We start from the raw sequence: 16,523 nt of genomic DNA, 5'->3' as shown, positions 1-16,523 counted from the left end.
GCGTCCGGGTCGGTGGTGACGCGGTCCTCGATGAGGGAGTGGATGGTCGCGGTGTCGGGGTAGGGGCCGGTGGCCCCGTTCCAGTCGACCAGGATCTCCTGCCGCTCCCGCACCGTCAGCATGTTCAGTTCGGAGAGGTGGGCGTCGGGGGTGGCCGCGACGGAGGCGGCAAGTGTCCCGAGGTGACCGGCCATCCGCTCGATCGCCGCCCGCTCGAACAGATCCGTCCGGTACTCCAGAACAGCACGCAGTCCGTCCGGTGACTCGACCGCCGTGAGTGTCAGGTCGAACTTGGCCACACCCCGCTCGATCTCCACCGGCTCGATGTCCGTGCCCGCCAGCGCCCAGGCCTCGCCGTCGGCGCTACCCGGCGCCTGAAGGACGAACATGGTCTGGAACAGCGGGTTGCGCGACAGATCCCGCTCCGGCGCCACCTCCTCCACCAGCCGCTCGAAGGGCAGGTCCTGGTGGTCGTACGCGCCCAGAGCCGTGTCCTTCACCCGGTCGATCAGCTCGGTGAACGTGGGGTCCCCGGACAGATCCGTCCGCATCACCAGCGTGTTGACGAAGAAGCCGACGACGTCCTCGATCTCGGCCCGGTTGCGGCCCGCGATCGGGGTGCCCACGGCGATGTCGTCCTGGCGGCAGTAGCGGGCCAGCACGATCTGGAACAAGGACAGCAGCGCCATGAACATGCTCGCGCCCTGTCGCCCCGCAGCCTTCCGCAGCCCCTCCGCGACCTCGTTCGGTACGGTGAAGGTCACCACGTCGCCGGTGCCGCTCATGTGTGCCGGACGCGGGTGATCGGTCGGCAGCTCCAAGGGCGTGCAGTGGGCGAGACGCTCGCGCCAGTATCCGATCTGCCGCTCCAGGGCCGGTCCCGTGAGCTGGTCACGCTGCCAGGAGGCGAAGTCCGCGTAACGGACGGGCAGTTCCGGGAGCGTGGGCTCGCGCTCGGCCAGGGCCGCGGCGTACAGCTCACGCAGCTCGCGCGCCAGGATGCCGGAGGACCAGCCGTCCGACACGATGTGGTGCACCGTCAGCAAAAGGTAGTGGTCGTCCTCCGCGAGGCGTACGGCGTCCGCCCGCAGGGGCCGGCCCGTCGTGAGGTCGAAGGGGCGGGTCGCCCGGGCACGCAGCACCTCCTGTCCGCGTTCCTCGGCGTGGGCTTCGCCCAGCAGGTCGTGCACCGAGACCTCGACCGGCCAGGGTGCGGTGATCACCTGCTGCGGTGTGCCGTCGTCGTCCGCCGGGAAAGCCGTCCGCAGCACCTCGTGCCGGGCCACCAGGCCGGACAATGCCGTCTCGAGTGCTGCGACGTTCAGCGGACCCCGGACCCGCAGCGCCATCGGCACCAGGTAGTCGGCGCTTCCGGGGGTCAGGCGGTCCAGGAACCACAGCCGCTGCTGTGCGAACGACAGCGGCAGCGGTCCGTCGGCCTCACCGGCACCGCGTACGATCCGGTCCGCGTCCGCTCGCCGTCGCATACGGGACAGCAGCCGCGCCTCGATCGAGTTCTCGCCCATGATGATGTCCGTCCTCTTCCTTTTGTGTGGGCAACGGGTCTCTGCGTGTGGGCAGCGGGCCGCTGGGTTCAGGAGGCCTGTTCCGGTTCGCTTTCCTGCGCGTCGAACAGTTCGACGAGCTGTTGCTTGACACCGGTGACCGTCGGCGCCTGGAAGAGCCGGCGAAGGCCGATACGGACTCCGGTCACCGCCTCGACGCGGTTGACGAGCTGAATGGCGAGGAGGGAATGCCCGCCGATGTCAAAGAAGCCGTCGTGGATTCCGACCTTCTCGAGTCCGAGCACCGCGGCCATGATCCCGGCGATCTCCGCCTCGATCTCGTCCCGGGGCTCCACGAACCCCGCCGCGGTGTCACCTTCGTCGGGGGCCGGCAGCGCCGCGTGATCGACCTTGCCGTTCCGGTTGAGCGGGAGCTCCGGAAGGATCACGAACGAGGACGGCATCATGGCCCGGGGCAGCCGCTCGGCCGCCCACCCGCGCAGCGTTCCGGCGTCCGCCGTACCGCCCGGCACGGGTACGAAATACGCCACGAGCCGCTTGTCGCCGGGGGTGTCCTCGCGGACGGTCACCGCACACACCCCGACTGTGTCGTGGGTCAGCAACACCGCCTCGATCTCGCCGAGTTCGACACGTACACCGCGCAGCTTCACCTGCCGGTCGATGCGGCCCAACAGGTCGAGTTCGCCGTGAAGGGTGAAGCGGCCGACGTCTCCGGTGCGGTACATGCGGCCGCCGTTGAACGGGTCGGGTACGAAGCGTTCCGCTGTGAGCTCGGGCCGCTCGTGGTAGCCGCGCCCCACGCTGTCACCGCCGAGGTACACCTCGCCCAGCACCCCCGCCGGCACGGGGCGGCGGTCCGGGTCGAGGACGTACACCGTCTGGTTCGCCATGGGCCGTCCCGCGAGGACCGGCCCCCCGGGGTCGGTGCGCGAGGCCCGCCAGTACGTGGTGTCCACGGAGACCTCCGTCGCGCCGTACAGGTTGACCAGGTCACCGGGGAAGCGTTCGAGGAAGCGGGACACCAGCGTCGGCTGGAGGGGCTCACCGCTCGCGAAGGCGTAGCGCAGGTGCGCGCAGTCATCGGGCAGTGCCTGCGACACGAACAGGTCCAGCAGGCTCGGGACGAAGTGCAGACCGACGACGCGATGCGCCCGCATCAGCCGCGACACCTCGGTCATGTCCAGCCGATCGGAGCCGGGAACCAGCACGACCGTCGCGCCCTGCCACAGCGGCCAGAAGATCTCGTACGCCGACACGTCGAAGGACAGCGGGGTCGCCTGGAGGAAACCCTCGCCGGGGGTGAGCGGGAACGCCTGCTGCATGCCGGCCAGGTAGTTCACCACGCCGCCGTGCTCGATGCGGACACCCTTCGGGCGGCCTGTCGAGCCGCTGGTGTAGATGAGGTAGGACAGGTCGCCGGGTCCGGCGACGGGGTCCGGAGCGGTGACCGGAAGGGAGTCCGGCAGGTCGGTGGCGCTGTCGACGGCCAGCAGGCCCAGGCCCTCGGGCAGCAGGCCGGCATGAGCGGTGTCGGTGATGGCCAGCGGTGCACCGGAATCCTCCACCAGGTACGCCAGCCGCTCCGCCGGATGCTCCGGGTCGAGCGGTACGTACGCCGCGCCCGCCTTGAGGATGCCGAGCAGCGTCCACACCAGGGCGGGGGAACGCTCCAGGCAGACGCCCACCGGCACGTCCGGCCCGATCCCCGGCTCGGCGCGCAGCCGGTGCGCCAACCGGTTGGCGTGTTCGTCGAGTTCGCGGTAGGTCAGCTGGTCGCTGCCGCACACGACGGCGATGTCGTCCGGGGCGAGAGCCGCGCGAGCCTCGAACAGCTCGTGCAGGGTGGCCGCAGCCGGGATCGGAGCCTCGGTCGCGTTCCACTCGGTGAGGATCCGGTGGCGCTCGTCGGCGCCCAGCATCTCCAGTTCGGACAGCACGGTGTGCGGGTGCGCCGTGGCCGCGTCCAGCAGGTTGGTGAAGTGGTTCACGAGCCGTCGTGCGGTGGCCTCGGTGAACAGGTCCCCGGCGTAGACGACGGCGCCGTTCAGCGTGCCGTCGGCTGCCTCGGCGAGGTACATCGACAGGTCGAACTTCGCTTCACGGACCGGGGACTCGATGGGTTCGGCCGTCAGGCCGGGCAGACTCCAGGCGTCCGCGCCGGGCGTGTTCTGGAGCGCGAAGAGAGTCTGGAACAGCGGATTCCGGGACAGGTCGCGGTCGGGTGCCAGCTCTTCGACGAGGCGCTCGAAAGGCAGGTCCTGGTGGTCGTACGCGCCCAGTGCCGTGTCCTTGACGCGCGCCAGCAGATCGGTGAACGCCGGATCGCCGGAGAGGTCGGTGCGCAGGACGAGCGTGTTGACGAAGAAGCCGATCAGGTCTTCGGTCTCGGTCCGGTTCCGGCCGGCGATGGGGGTACCCACCGTGACGTCCCGTTGTCCGCTGTAACGCGCCAGCAGAAGTTGGAACACCGACAACAGGGTCATGAACATGCTCGCGCCGCCTTCGGCGGCCACCGCCCTGGCACGTGCGGCGACGTCGGCGGGAACCGAGAACCGGACGACTTCGCCCTTGCCGGTGCGCTGTGCCGGCCGTGCGTGGTCCGTCGGGAGTTCCAGCGGCTCGAGGCCCGCCAAACGGTTCCGCCAGTAGTCGAGTTGCTGCTCCAGCGGTGCGCCGGTCAGCCAGGCTCGCTGCCACAGCGCGTAGTCGGCGTACTGGACCTGAAGCGGTGCGGGCACCGGCCCCTTCTCCAGGGCCGCCGCGTAAAGTGCGGACAGCTCACGTATCAGCACACCCACGGACCAGCCGTCGAAGGCGATGTGGTGCACGGTGATCGCCAGTACCGATTCCTCGTCGCCGAGGCGCACCAGTTCCGCGCGCAGCAGGGGGCCGGCGGTGAGATCCACCGGGCGCAACGCGTCCTCGGCAAGGACCGCCGCACAGGCATCTTCCCGGGCCTGGGCGTCGGCGACGGCACGCAGATCCCGTACCAGGACCGTCACCGGCAACTCCGGGGAGATCGACTGGACCGGGGAGCCCGCCTCGTCCGTGCCGAACCGGGTGCGCAGGATCTCGTGGCGGGCGACCAGCGCGGTGAAAGCGGTGTTGAGCGCGTCCACATCGAGCAGGCCGTGGACGCGGTAGGCGAAGGGAAGCAGGTACTCGGCCCTGCCCGGTTCCAACTGGTCGAGGAACCAGAGGCGTTGCTGGGCGAAGCTCAGTGGAATCGGGTCACCGTCGCGCCGCACGGCGCTGATGCGGGAGATCCCGACATCGTCGAGGTCCGCCACTGCCGCAGCCAGCAGCGCCGGGGTGGGTGCGCTGAACAGAGTCCTCACAGGAACATCGACGCCCAGCTGCCGGCGCAGCCGCGACACGACCCGCGTCGCCAGCAGCGAGTGGCCGCCCAGCGCGAAGAAGTCGTCGTCGACGCCGACGGTGTCGATGCCGAGAACCTCTGCCCAGACCTCGGTGACCGTCCGCTCAGTCGCGGTGCGCGGAGCCGTGTACGCGGCGCCCAGCTCGGGGCGGTCGGAGGCGGGTGCGGGCAGCGCGCGGCGGTCCGTCTTGCCGTTCGGCGTGAGCGGGATCCGGTCCATGGGGACGAACGCCGCGGGCACCATGTAGTCCGGCAGGTCGCGCTGGAGGTGGGCACGCAGCGCGCCCGTCTCGACGGGCGGGTTCGCGACGACGTACGCCACCAGCCTCGGGTCGCCCGGTACGTCCTCGCGCAGCAGGACGGTGGCGAGGGTGACCGACGGGTGGGTGAGCAGCGCTGCCTCGATCTCACCGAGCTCGATGCGGTAGCCGCGCAGCTTGACCTGGTTGTCGCCTCTGCCGACGAACTCCATATGCCCGTCCGGGTGCCACTTCGCAAGGTCGCCGGTGCGGTATACGCGCCGTGGCGTGCCGTCCACGTCGACCACCGTGAACTTCTCGGCGGTCAGTTCCGGCCTGCCCAGATACCCGCGGGCCAGGCCGGGGCAACTGATCCACATCTCACCCGGGACGCCTACCGGGACGGGCCGGCCGTGGCGGTCCACCACGAACACCTTCGCGTTGGCGACCGGGCGCCCGATCGGCACGTGGTCGCCCGGCCCGGTGATCCGTGCCGTCGCCGCCTCCTGTGCCGCCTCGGTCGGCCCGTAGCCGTTCACGAGCGGAACCGACGTGTGACGGAACCACTGGCGTACCTGCTCCCGCGGGAGCGCCTCACCCCCGAGCCGCACCAGACGCAGGTGCGGGCCGACGGCGTCCGGCCCGTCGAGCTGGGCGGCCAGCGCACCGAACGCCGACGGGGTCAGCCAGGCGACCGTCACCTCGTTGGTGCGCAGCGCCTGCCCCAGCATCCCCGGGTCCCACGCGTCGTCGCGCAGCACCAGGGAGGCGCCCGAGACGAGCGGCGCGAACAACTGCCCCACCGAGGAGTCGAAGGAGATGGACGCGAACTGCAGGACCCTGTCCTCGCAGGTGAGGTCCAGCTGCCGCCGGGTCTCCCGCATACGTGCCCGCAGGGCGCCGTGGGTGATCTGGACGCCCTTCGGCCGACCCGTCGAACCGCTCGTGTAGATCACGTACGCCAGGTCATCAGGCCCCGGCTCCGGCGCGGAGCCGTCACGGGGGCGGGTGGGAAGATCCGACGGCCAGGTGTCCTCCAGCAGCAGGAGCGGCGTATCCGCGGGCAGCCGCCCGGCGTGCGAGGACTGGGTGACGATCAGCGGGGCCCCGCTGTCCCCGACCATGTAGGCGAGCCGCTCGGTCGGATACGTCGGGTCCAACGGCACATACGCGGCACCTGACTTGAGGATGCCGAGCAGTGCGCTCACCATGTCGGTGCCCCGGTCCACGCAGAGGGCGACCAGCGTTCCGGGACCCGCTCCGCGCTCACGTAACAGGGTGGCGATCCACTCGGCCCGCTTGTCCAGCTCTCGATAGGTCAGGTGATCCGAGCCGCAGCTGAGGGCACGGGAGTTCGGGCGCTCGGCTGCCCGGTCCTCGAACAGGCGATGCACGGTGACGGCGTCGGGGGCGTCGGTGTCCGCTCCGTTCCAGGTGGTGAGGATTTCCCGCCGCTCCGCAGGCGTCAGCATCTCCAGGTCGGACAGCCGGGCAGTGGGAGAGTGAACAGCCGCACCGAGCAGGGTTTCGAAGTGTCCGGCGAGCCGGGCCATCGTGGCTTCGTCGAAGAGGTCGGTGGAGTAGACGATGATGCCGTCCAGGCCGCCGTCGGCAGCCTCCGTCGCGTAGAAGGAGAAGTCGAACTTGGATTCCTGCGCGGCCAGGTCCAGTTGGCGGATGCTGAGGCCGGGCAACTCCCAGGAGCGGCTGTCGGGAGTGTTCTGGAGGACGAACATGGCCTGGAACAATGGGTTCCGCGACAGGTCTCGCTGCGGCGCCAGTTCCTCCACCAACCGCTCGAAGGGCAGGTCCTGGTGGTCGTAGGCGCCGAGTGCGGTGTCCTTGACGCGGTCGATGAGCTCGGTGAACGTCGGGTCGCCGGACAGGTCGGTCCGCATGACCAGTGTATTGAGGAAGAAGCCGACCATGTCCTCGATCTCGGCGCGGTTGCGGCCGGCGATCGGGGTGCCCACCGCGATGTCCTCCTGGCCGCTGTAGCGCGACAGCACGACCTGGAACACGGCGAGCAGCGTCATGAACAGGCTCGCACGCGTGTCGTGCGCCAGCCTGCGGGCCCCGTCGGCGGTTGCGGCGGGGATGCTGAAGGTGAGCATCGCCCCGTTGCCGCTGCGCAGCGCCGGGCGTCTGCGGTCGGTGGGGAGCTCCAGCGGTTCGACGCCCGCCAACTGTGAGCGCCAGTAATCCAGCTGATCGGACAGCACCTCACCGGTGAGCCGTGCACGCTGCCAGACCGCGAAGTCCGCGTACTGCAGCCGCGGTTCGGGCAAGCCTGCGGGTACACCCGTGACCCGCGCGGTGTACAGCGTGGTGAGCTCTCGCGAAAGTACCCCCACCGACCATCCGTCGAAAGCGACATGATGAATCGTCAGGGACAGCAGGTGATCCTCTTCGTTCAGCCGGACAAGCAAGGCGCGGATCATCGGTCCGGTGGCGAGGTCCATCGGCCGGAAGCCCTCGGTGCCCACGAGCGCGAGGGCGGCCTCTTCCCTGGCCCTGCCGTCTGTGACGGACCGCAGGTCGTGTACAGCCATCGGCAGGGGGCGGGGCTCGTCGACGATCTGCCCGGGCGTACCGTCCTCGTCGGTGACGAAACGGGTCCGGAGCACCTCGTGCCGCGCGACCAGGTCGGACAGCGACGCCTCGAGCGCCGGCACGTCCAGCGGACCGCTGATACGCAGCCCCATGGGAATGAGGTACTCGGCACGGCCCGGCTCCAGTTGATCCAGGAACCAGAGGCGGCGCTGCGCAAACGACAGGGGCAGAGGCCGCCCGTCCCGGGCGGCCGAAGGGATCGCGGCGGTGCCGTCGGAGGCGGACGATGAAGCCAGGGCATGCGTGCCGTCGGCCAGGCCCTCGTCGCCCCCGTCCAGAGACTCGAACAGCCGGCGGGTCCGTTGCATGGCCTCTTCGGCGAGGAACGAAGCCACGGCCCGTACGGTCAAGGGCCCCGATACCAAAGGCGCCTGGAAGTCGGAGCCGAACTCCTCCGCCACCCGGCGGGACATCTCCGCAGACCGCTCCCCGGTGCCGCCCAGTTGGAAGAAGTCGGACTCCGCCGTCACCACCTCGGTGCCGAGGACGGACCGCCACACGTCGGCTATCCGGGCCTCGGCCAGCGAGAACGGCTCACGCCCCGCTTCCCGGCCGGGTGCCGGCGCCGGGGGCACCATCGGATTTGTAGTCATGCGTCCACCAGTTCCTCGTCGTCGACCCGTAACGGAAGGCCCTCGGATGCTCAGCCGAGTTCGATGCTCGCAGAGCGATCTTGACGAGATAACTGGTTACTTCTGCCCGGCGGCCATGGGCACTTCTGCCCGTACGGCGCAGCTCCGGGTGGGCCGGAGCTGCACGGTGACCACGCTGTTTTCAGGCCGCGGCGTGGACCGAGGGCTCCTCCTGCGGCAAGGCCCTCGCCGCCGCGCTCGCCGGACCGGCCCCGGCCGTGTCGTCCGCGGCGTCGACGGTGGAGGGTTCGGAAACCGTCTGCTTGCGCATCCCGGACCATTCACGGCTCATGCCGGGAAGGGCAATGGCGACCAGATACAGCCCGCCCACGATCCACAGCGCTGTCGACGTGCCGGTCAGGGTCACCAGCCCCGCTCCCAGCAGCCCGCCGAACGGGATTCCCGCCCAGGTGACCGCCTGGGCAAGTGTCTTGACCCGGCCCAGCAGCGGTGTCGGGATCAGCTCGTACGTCACCGCGCCCACGATCGGGTTGACGAAGCCGGAGCCGAGGCCGCCCACCGCGAGCACCGTCAGCACCAGCCACAGCGGCGCACCCAGCGCCATCGCGGCGAACCGGGGCAGGCCGCCGAGGGCGAAGCCGATCAGGTAGACGGTGCGCCGCGGCAGTCGCTCGGCCACCCCGGCGGCCACCAGCGCGGCGATGATCGACGTCGCTGCGAAGACACTCACCACCAGGCCGATGGCTGCCGCGCCGTTGCCCGACTCCTTCGCCCACACCGGCAGCAGTACCGACATGAACGCCTGGTCCAGGAGGTTCGTCACCGCCAGCATGAGCACGATCGACCGCAACAGCTTCGCGTCTCGCAGGAAGGCGGCACCCTGGCGCAGTTGAGAGAGGTAGCCGCCGCTCTCCTCGACCGGGGTTTCGTGCGGCTCGGGCACCGGGTCGGTGAGCGTGGTCGAGACGATCAGCGCCGACACCGCGAACAGCGCGGCGGTGATCCACAGCGCGTACAGGCTGCCGAAGGCGGTGACGACCACGCCCGCGAGGGCCGGCCCGACGGTGGTCGCGGTCCGTTCGACAGCGGCCGAAAGACCGGTGCCCCGCTCGATGGGAACACGAGCCGCGCGGGTGGCCGACGGTACGAACAGCCCCTTGGCGCCGTTGGCCGGCCCGTCGGCCACGCCGACGACCGCGAGCAGGGCCAGGAGCATTCCGAAGGGCAGGTTGCCTGTCAGGTAGAGCAGCGGGGCGGTGGCCATCGCGGCGGTGGACAGGAGGTCGCCCGCCACACTGATCCGCTTGGGGCCGATACGGTCGATGATCGGGCCGGCCAGGGCCTGCGAGATCACGTACGGCACTATCTGGCAGAAGGCCACCAGACCGGTCTTGCCGACACTGCCCGTGGTTGTCAGGACGAACCAGGGCAGGGCGATGGACAACACCCTGTTGGCGGAGAGGGCCGCCGCGTTGGCTAACAGCATGCCGACCAGACCGCGCAGGACCCTGGGACCCGCCTCCGGCGCCGTTGCCCGTGCGCCGTTGTCCGCCGCCGTGCTGGCGGCTCTGTGCTGAGTGGCCATCGTTCTACTCCATGTCGCTGGGCTGGATGACTTGCCGGTCCTCGCTGGTCGGGAACAACTGGAACTGGAAGGAGACGCGTGCGGCGTCCTGCGGCAACTCCGCGTCGGCACCTGCTGCGGCGGACGTGCGCCGACGGAGCAGGGCGTGGATCTCCGCCGTGAGCTCCTTGGCGTCGGCAGGGGTGAGGGTGAGCGCGTAGTCACCGAAGTCCTGGGCGTCGCGCCACTGGGGAGTGAGTACGGGGGTTGCCTCGATCGCAGCCGTCATGGCTCCGGACCAGACCCGGCCGAGGGCCTGGAGGTAGGCGATGCCGAGCCCTTCGCTGCCGTTCAGCACCTCGTTGTCGGGCGCGACGGTATTGGCATGCGCCGCTTGCCACCACCGCTCGCGCCGCCCGCCCCGCGAGGGCGCCTCCGTGATGAAGCCGTACTCCGCGAGTTGGCGCAGGTGGTAGCTGGTCGCCCCGGTGTTCAGATTGAGCCGCCGAGCCACGGTGGTAGCCGTGGCCGGGCCCTCCGTCCGCAGGCTGGTGAGGATCTGGACCCGCAGTGGATGGGCGATGCCGCGCAGGTTGCGGGCGGTCAGATGTACCTGTGAGGGCTGCTGCGGTAGTTCCATGAGGTTCAAGCTAGACCACAGAGAAGTCTGTGCATAGGAGTTGATGCACAGAAGTGTGTGTAGTTTGGCGCCTCCGGTTGCGACGTGGCAGATCCCGGTGCCGCTCGTCAGGCCTCGGAGGACGGCTCCGTCGGGCCGCCGGTTCGAGGGAATTGTCCCTGTGCGTGAGTGTCGTCGGTGGGGCGGCGGGGTGGCCATGAGGTGGGGAGGCGGATGTTGTGGTGGCCCTCCTCGCGTAGCCCGGAGCGGTTCGGAACCAGTCGCATCCTGAGTCGGAGCGAGCCACGAGGCCGACCGCCCCGTACCACCGAAGCATGCACGGGTCCCGCCCATGCGGGGCCGTGGCCGGCGGCTGGGCTATGCGCAGTTACCCGGTGCCTGGGAAGGGTGTTCGCCGCGGATGGGTGAGCTGGATCTGCGGGTCGCCGGCGCGAGGCCTGCGTGGGCGGCCAGGTGTCCGGCGGTTGCGAAACCACTGCCGTCACCGACCACTCAGAACAACAACCACGTGACGGGGCGGAACCTCAGGGCCAAGGGCTGTCCCGCAACTCCTGGCGGGCGCACGACGACAGTTGTACGACGCTTGCGCGAGTTGTCTCACGTACCTGGCGAGCAAGGGGGTGCCGGACCGTCTTCTTGCCCGTTGGGCAGGGCACACCGACGTCCGGACGGCCAAGCGCTGGTACGTGAAGCCTGATGTGGAGGATCTACGGCCGACCGCGGCAACGTGGGGAGAACTGGTGAGTGTCCCGCCCCCGCTCTCGGAGTGAATGTGAGATGTGGGAGCGTGAGTGGGTGAGTGAGAAGAACGTTGAACCCCTGCAATACCGCTTTGACGGGCCAGAAGACGACCAGTCCTGGTGATCGGCCCGCCCCTCGGTTCCACATGGCACAGGTGGTAGATCACGTCTTGTGGGTCCAGGGTGGCCCAAGCGAGGTGCATAGGGCCAAGTCAACTCGCCGTGGCCCAGGCGCGTTTACGTAGTTGGTGAGACGCGTGTGAGAGAAGAACCCCCGCTGGTTGGTGCCGGCGGGGGTTGCCTGCGAGCGGGGTGCGCGCTGAAATGCTGCCCCATGCCATCACGCTGGGCAGTTGCGGCGAGGCGGAGAACTCGACCTCGACCGTTCAAGGTCCCATGGCTGAGCGCCCGGCGGTACTGTCAGGCTGGCTGCGCGAGCCGCAGCGACGAAGTCCTTCCGGTGGGATTCGACCCGCTCGATGAGCGGGTCCCTAACCCATCCACCGATCAGCTGGTCCCACATGGCCGGGCAGCGGTCGACGAGACGCAGAGCCTGAATTACCGTCAAATCGGTGAGAGCAGCGCTGTTGCGGAGGCAGTATTCCAGGAGACCCCGATCGTTCCTTCGTTCCTCCTCGCCCTTGCGTGCCCAATTGACGATGAGTTCCCAGGCCACGTACGCCGCGCCATGACTGTCGTCGGTGCAGTCTTCCGGGTCGCCGGGGCACCAACCTGCCTCCAGCGCACTGACCGTCGCGCGCAATACCGCGCGATCGAGAGCGCAACGTTCCAGGAGGCGGCATTGCGAGAGAAGGCATTCTGCCGCTGCAAGGAGAGCGGGAGGTGCAAGTAGCTCCAGTGAGGCGTAGCGCGTTTCTACCGGGACGGCGTGCTTGGCCACGAGTGGTTGGCGTTCATTGCTATCGAGACTCGGGAGGCGCTTCACGACACCCACCAGGGCGTCGGAGACACTCAGAAACTCCAGGCACGCGCTGCCGAGCGCAATGTGATGTTGCTGATCCCGGTCGAGGAAGCTCTGGGTCTGCACGGCTGCGATGGCGGCATCTGCCTGGATACGCCCGGCGAGGAGTGCGGCAGAAGTCGCGCCTTCTGCGCTGCGCTTGGCCCACCACGCCGCAACTACGGCAGTGGGTACGGAGAGAAGGGCTGCGACCGCACTCAAGTCGACCATGTCCATGGTCCAATGCTGGGCGAAGAGAAGGTGTCCTGCGGGAGTTTCGGTCCAGATCGACAGGCCCGGACATTTGTTCCCGTTCGCTTGTTGTCGAGACGGTCCATTTCCATGAGGCGCTGGCACCTTGATCGCCCGGACGAGCCTTAGCCGGCCGTGTGCCGCCACGTTTCCCCGCAGGCGGCGACGGCCGGCGAACAGCGGTCGGGTGAGGCGGAGGTGCATGCGACCGGCTATGCCACGACATGAGGACGCGATCGCGTAGTCGGGCCGCAGGTGGCTGCCCTGCGGCAGCGCCGTGGGGCCGGTGGTACTGGCTGTTGTCCTTCTGGGCTTGAGGGCCGCGTTTCTGCTGTTCAGGCTTGGGGTCGTCGGTCTCGGGGAGTGGTGACGTGTTGAGTCGCCGCTCATGTGGAGGTCGGGATGCCGTCGCTCGTGGGACTGCTGGAACAGCGTGAGCTGACCGCTCGCCGTCGTGTGGACGCGCTGCGGGAGGAGGCTGTCCGTATCCAGGCCGAGCTGGTCGTGGCCGAGCGGGAGTGGAACGAGTGGTTCATCGCCCGTTCACGCGTCGGCGAGGTGCTGTCCCCGGGCGAAGGAGGCATCGCCGGCCCGGACGCCGCCGAGGGGCCGTCGGATCGCGGTGAACCGCGTTGCCTGCATCTTCAGAGACGGCGAAGCCGAAGTCGGTGGTGCCGGTGTGGCGCGTGGGGCTGGCCTGGTCGGCACTGTCGGCGGACTACCAACGCATCGTGCAGGCTCTCGCGGACCGGCGCCGGCTCGGTCAAGGCCCGCTGACGTGCCAGGAGATGGCCGCGTGCTTCGGCCTGGACCCGGTGCCCGCGAAGATCGAAGCGCTGCGATCGAAGTCGAAACGGCTGACAGTGCGCGGGTGGCTGGCCGGGCCGGCGCCGGGCCGGTTCACGCGCGCGAAGGCCATGGCCGGGCAGGGCGCCGGGTCATGAGCATCGTCGCCGACCAGCAGACCATCGCCTCCGCGCTGCCGGTGGACCGTTCGAAGTCCCGCACGAGGCGGCGGCTTCGCATCAGGTGGGCGAAGAAACGCTCTACGATCCACCGCTTGGGCAGCACGACGAAACCACGCATGTCGTCACTGAGCTTGACGATCGCGAGGACCAAGGCAAGGACGGTGAGGCCGTACTCGACGAGGCTGCCCGTGTAGCCGCCGTCGGCCCAGACCAGCGCCAGCTGGTGATGCGCGGCGGCGACCTTGGCGAGCAGAACCTGGGCTGCCGCGCGGTCGCCGATGTCCGCGGCGGTGACCAGTACCCTCAGCAGCAGGCCGAGGGTGTCGACCACGGCGTGCCGCTTGCGGCCGTTGATCAGCTTGCCGCCGTCGAAGCCGCGACTGTCGGCGCCGACGACGGCGTCCGCCTTGACGGACTGGGAGTAGATCACGCCCGCGCTCGGCTCCGGGTCCCGCCCGGCCTGCTCGCGGACCTTGCGGCGGAGCCGGTCGTGGAACTCCTTGACCAGGCCGTGGCCGCGCCGGCGGCGGAAGAAGGCGTAGACCCGGTCCCACGGCGGGAAGTCGGCCGGCATGGCCCGCCACTTCGTGCCGTTGTCGACGAGGTAGCGGATCGCGTCCAGTATCACGCGGTGGCAGTACGCTTCCGGCTGCCCGCCCCGGCCCCGCAGTCGGCCCGGCACCAGCAGCAGCGGTCGCACGACCGCCCAATCCGCCTCGGACATGTCCGTTGGGTAGCGGCGCGCACGGAGCCCGTGGTCGGCGGCGTTCCCAAACCGGTGTGCCAGGCAGTCACACGCGAGAGTGACCGAAGCGGACCCCGCTCCCGCGATGCCGCGCCAATGCGACAACAGGGGCTCCTGGAACGCGCTTTGGCGTAGACACCCTTCGAGCTGCCAAGAGGCCCTGCCCTCATGCCCGGCGACCGCCGCACTCACCCGAAACGAGACTTCTGTTCGACCCACACTCCTCAAGATCGGACGGCCAAGCCGTTGAGTACTGCCAAGCGCTGTCTGCCCCGCTCGTGTGAGGATGGTCGGCATGTCTGCTCGTGCACTGAGCTTCGGCGCAACCGCGGAAGCGTACGAAAGGTTCCGGCCGGGGTATCCCAAGGAGCTCGTCGACTTGGTGATGACGTACGCGGGCCGGCCGGTCCGGAAGGCCCTGGAGATCGGTGCGGGGACCGGCAAAGCAACCCGCCTGTTCGCCGACCATGGGGTCACGGTCACAGCGACGGAGCCTGACGCTGCCATGCTCGCCGAGCTGAACAAGACCGCGCCCCCGAACGTGACGACCGTGCGGGCCGCGTTCGAGGACCTGCGGCCAGGTGAGACCTATGGATTGGTCTATGCGGCGGCAGCCCTGCACTGGACACGCCCAGAGGGCCGGTGGTCAAGAGCGGCCGCGCTGCTGGAACCGGAGGGCGTGTTCGCCTCATTCGGCGGCCAGGTCCAGCCGGCTGACCCAGCTGTTGCGGAGTCTGTGCGTGCGGCGCGGACGCCGTTCCTCGAAAGCGACGAGGTTCCATCTCCCGACGGGACTGCTCCTGATGAGGATATGCAGTGGCCAGGCACGGAGCTGCAGCAGTCTCCGTTGTTCCTCGACATTCAGCAGGCCGTCGTCAAACGGCGCTTGACGATGAGCGCCCCTGATTACGTCGGCTACCTGTCTACCGTCTCGGCGTATCTCCAACTGCCGCAATCGAAGCGGCAACAGGCGTATGACGCGATCACGCGAGTCCTGCCCGAGAGTGTCGAGATCGCCGCCGACATCATCGCCCATCTCGCGCGTCGGCGGTCCGAATAGGGGGCGACGTCCCGGTCGCCGCGATCACTACTGGCGGCAACCGCAACGACGTCACCCAACTGATACCGCTGATCCAGGCCGTCCCGCCGATGCGCGGCCAGCCACTGCGCCGTCCCAAGCACCTGTACGCCGACCGCGGCTATGACCACGAGGTCTACCGGGATAAGGTCCGCCGGTTCCAGATCACCCCGCACATTGCCCGGCGCGGCACCGGGCAAGGCTCTGGCCTGGGCGTGTACCGCTGGGTCGTGGAAGGAACGATCGCGTTGCTGCGTTGGTTCCGCCGCCTACGTATCCGCTGGGAGATCCGCGACGACATTCACCACGCGTTCGTCACCCTTGGCTGCGTCGTCATCTGCCGGCGACGACTGCGCACCACATCTCTGTTGAGAGTGATGGCGGCGAGTGCTCGGGGGACGGCCTGCTCGATGCGTCAGAGCGCATACGTAGCAGTCGTACCCGCGTAGCCTCACACCCGGGATCTCAGCACGTCGACCTCGCAGCCTGGCGCGAATGGGTCGAAGCCGTGCTCGATCAGCCAGCGAACTGCCAGCAGGCTTCGCAACGACCACCACGCCTGAATCACGTTGAGGTTGATATCGGTGCCATAGCCGGCGAGGACGTCGTCGAGATGCTCCTCGTGTCCGAGCGTGAAGGTGGCAAGGTCGTACAGAGCATCACCCTGGCCCGCCTCGGACCAGTCGATGACGCCCGTTACCTTGTCGCCGTCGATGAAGACGTGCGCGATTTGCAGGTCGCCGTGCGTGAACGCCGGAGTCCACGGCCGGAGCGCGGCCTCGGCGACCCGGCGGTTACGGGTGACCAGTTCAGCGGGCAGGAGGCCGTTCGTCACGAGCAGCTCACACTCGTCGTCGAGTTCCGCCGTCAGCGCGACGATGCTCCGGCCGGCCCGGCCGGGCCGGGGCGGCAGCGGCGCTTCGTGCAGCTTCCGGATGGCGGCGCCCGCCGCGGCCCACGCCGCCGGCGACCCGGTCGACGGCCCGCCGAGGCGCCCAAGCGTCGTCCCCGGAAGTGCAGCGATCGCAAGTACGGGCGGCTTGCGCCACAAGACCTCCGGTGTCGGGACCGGCGCGAGGGACATCGCCTCGACCTCGACGTCGATACGCGCCTGATCGGCGTCCACCTTCAGAGTGCGGGATGTGGCGTTCCGCCGGTCTTGTCATCGCTCGATGGTGTGACGTTGGGGCATCGTCGCCGGTCAGGCGTTCGGGGTTCGCTTGGG

At 69.2% G+C, this 16,523-nt stretch carries 8 protein-coding genes and 3 pseudogenes; 3 read left to right on the top strand and 8 right to left on the bottom strand.

Annotated features, from left to right (window positions below):
* From ACIQMX_RS42095 to ACIQMX_RS42070, 6 genes and pseudogenes are all read right to left on the bottom strand, one after another.
* A partial coding sequence (locus tag ACIQMX_RS42095) for a condensation domain-containing protein (protein ID WP_402486930.1) occupies positions 1-1,526 on the bottom strand: 1,526 nt, incomplete at its 3' end.
* 68 nt (positions 1,527-1,594) lie between these two features.
* Entirely contained in the window at positions 1,595-8,350 is a 6,756-nt protein-coding gene (locus tag ACIQMX_RS42090; protein WP_402486928.1) for an amino acid adenylation domain-containing protein, read from the bottom strand.
* 181 nt (positions 8,351-8,531) lie between these two features.
* Positions 8,532-9,935: an MFS transporter gene (locus ACIQMX_RS42085; protein WP_402486926.1), complete on the bottom strand. Its 1,404-nt coding sequence runs from the start codon at positions 9,933-9,935 to the stop codon at positions 8,532-8,534.
* A gap of 4 nt (positions 9,936-9,939) precedes the next feature.
* The gene (locus ACIQMX_RS42080; protein WP_402486923.1) at positions 9,940-10,554 is read right to left on the bottom strand and encodes a helix-turn-helix domain-containing protein; all 615 of its coding nucleotides are present in this window, start codon (positions 10,552-10,554) and stop codon (positions 9,940-9,942) included.
* A gap of 378 nt (positions 10,555-10,932) precedes the next feature.
* Positions 10,933-11,043: pseudogene (locus ACIQMX_RS42075) on the bottom strand (hypothetical protein); the annotation flags it as partial.
* 591 nt (positions 11,044-11,634) lie between these two features.
* The gene (locus ACIQMX_RS42070) at positions 11,635-12,492 is read right to left on the bottom strand and encodes a hypothetical protein (RefSeq protein ID WP_363075893.1); all 858 of its coding nucleotides are present in this window, start codon (positions 12,490-12,492) and stop codon (positions 11,635-11,637) included.
* Between the two features lie 417 nt (positions 12,493-12,909).
* Between ACIQMX_RS42070 and ACIQMX_RS42065 the strand changes: the two are divergent.
* A pseudogene (locus ACIQMX_RS42065) lies at positions 12,910-13,451 on the top strand (hypothetical protein).
* Here ACIQMX_RS42065 and ACIQMX_RS42060 read toward each other — a convergent pair.
* Complete coding sequence (locus tag ACIQMX_RS42060; protein ID WP_402486920.1) at positions 13,408-14,199, bottom strand: IS5 family transposase; 792 nt, start codon at positions 14,197-14,199, stop codon at positions 13,408-13,410. The pseudogene ACIQMX_RS42065 and the gene ACIQMX_RS42060 overlap by 44 nt on opposite strands.
* A 316-nt stretch (positions 14,200-14,515) precedes the next feature.
* Between ACIQMX_RS42060 and ACIQMX_RS42055 the strand changes: the two genes are divergently transcribed.
* Positions 14,516-15,280, top strand: coding sequence for a class I SAM-dependent methyltransferase (locus ACIQMX_RS42055; RefSeq protein WP_402486918.1), 765 nt, complete (start codon positions 14,516-14,518; stop codon positions 15,278-15,280).
* A complete protein-coding gene (locus ACIQMX_RS42050; RefSeq protein ID WP_402486932.1) occupies positions 15,277-15,747 on the top strand; it encodes a transposase in 471 nt (156 codons plus the stop codon). Before ACIQMX_RS42055 ends, ACIQMX_RS42050 begins: the two co-directional genes overlap by 4 nt.
* A gap of 2 nt (positions 15,748-15,749) precedes the next feature.
* Here ACIQMX_RS42050 and ACIQMX_RS42045 read toward each other — a convergent pair.
* Positions 15,750-16,430, bottom strand: a pseudogene (locus ACIQMX_RS42045) (phosphotransferase family protein); the annotation flags it as partial.
* Between the last annotated feature and the right edge of the window lie 93 nt (positions 16,431-16,523).

This window comes from Streptomyces sp. NPDC091416 (assembly GCF_044756845.1).
In the GTDB taxonomy this organism is placed as follows: Bacteria; Actinomycetota; Actinomycetes; order Streptomycetales; family Streptomycetaceae; genus Streptomyces.
This window is presented reverse-complemented; position numbering and strand designations above follow the sequence as displayed.

Bases quoted from the DNA above. Each gene is read 5' to 3' on its own strand.
- ACIQMX_RS42090 (WP_402486928.1), bottom strand. From the start codon at position 8,350: ATGACTACAAATCCGATGGTGCCCCCGGCGCCGGCACCCGGCCGGGAA.
- ACIQMX_RS42085 (WP_402486926.1), bottom strand. From the start codon at position 9,935: ATGGCCACTCAGCACAGAGCCGCCAGCACGGCGGCGGACAACGGCGCA.
- ACIQMX_RS42080 (WP_402486923.1), bottom strand. From the start codon at position 10,554: ATGGAACTACCGCAGCAGCCCTCACAGGTACATCTGACCGCCCGCAAC.
- ACIQMX_RS42070 (WP_363075893.1), bottom strand. From the start codon at position 12,492: ATGGACATGGTCGACTTGAGTGCGGTCGCAGCCCTTCTCTCCGTACCC.
- ACIQMX_RS42060 (WP_402486920.1), bottom strand. From the start codon at position 14,199: ATGTCCGAGGCGGATTGGGCGGTCGTGCGACCGCTGCTGCTGGTGCCG.
- ACIQMX_RS42055 (WP_402486918.1), top strand. From the start codon at position 14,516: ATGTCTGCTCGTGCACTGAGCTTCGGCGCAACCGCGGAAGCGTACGAA.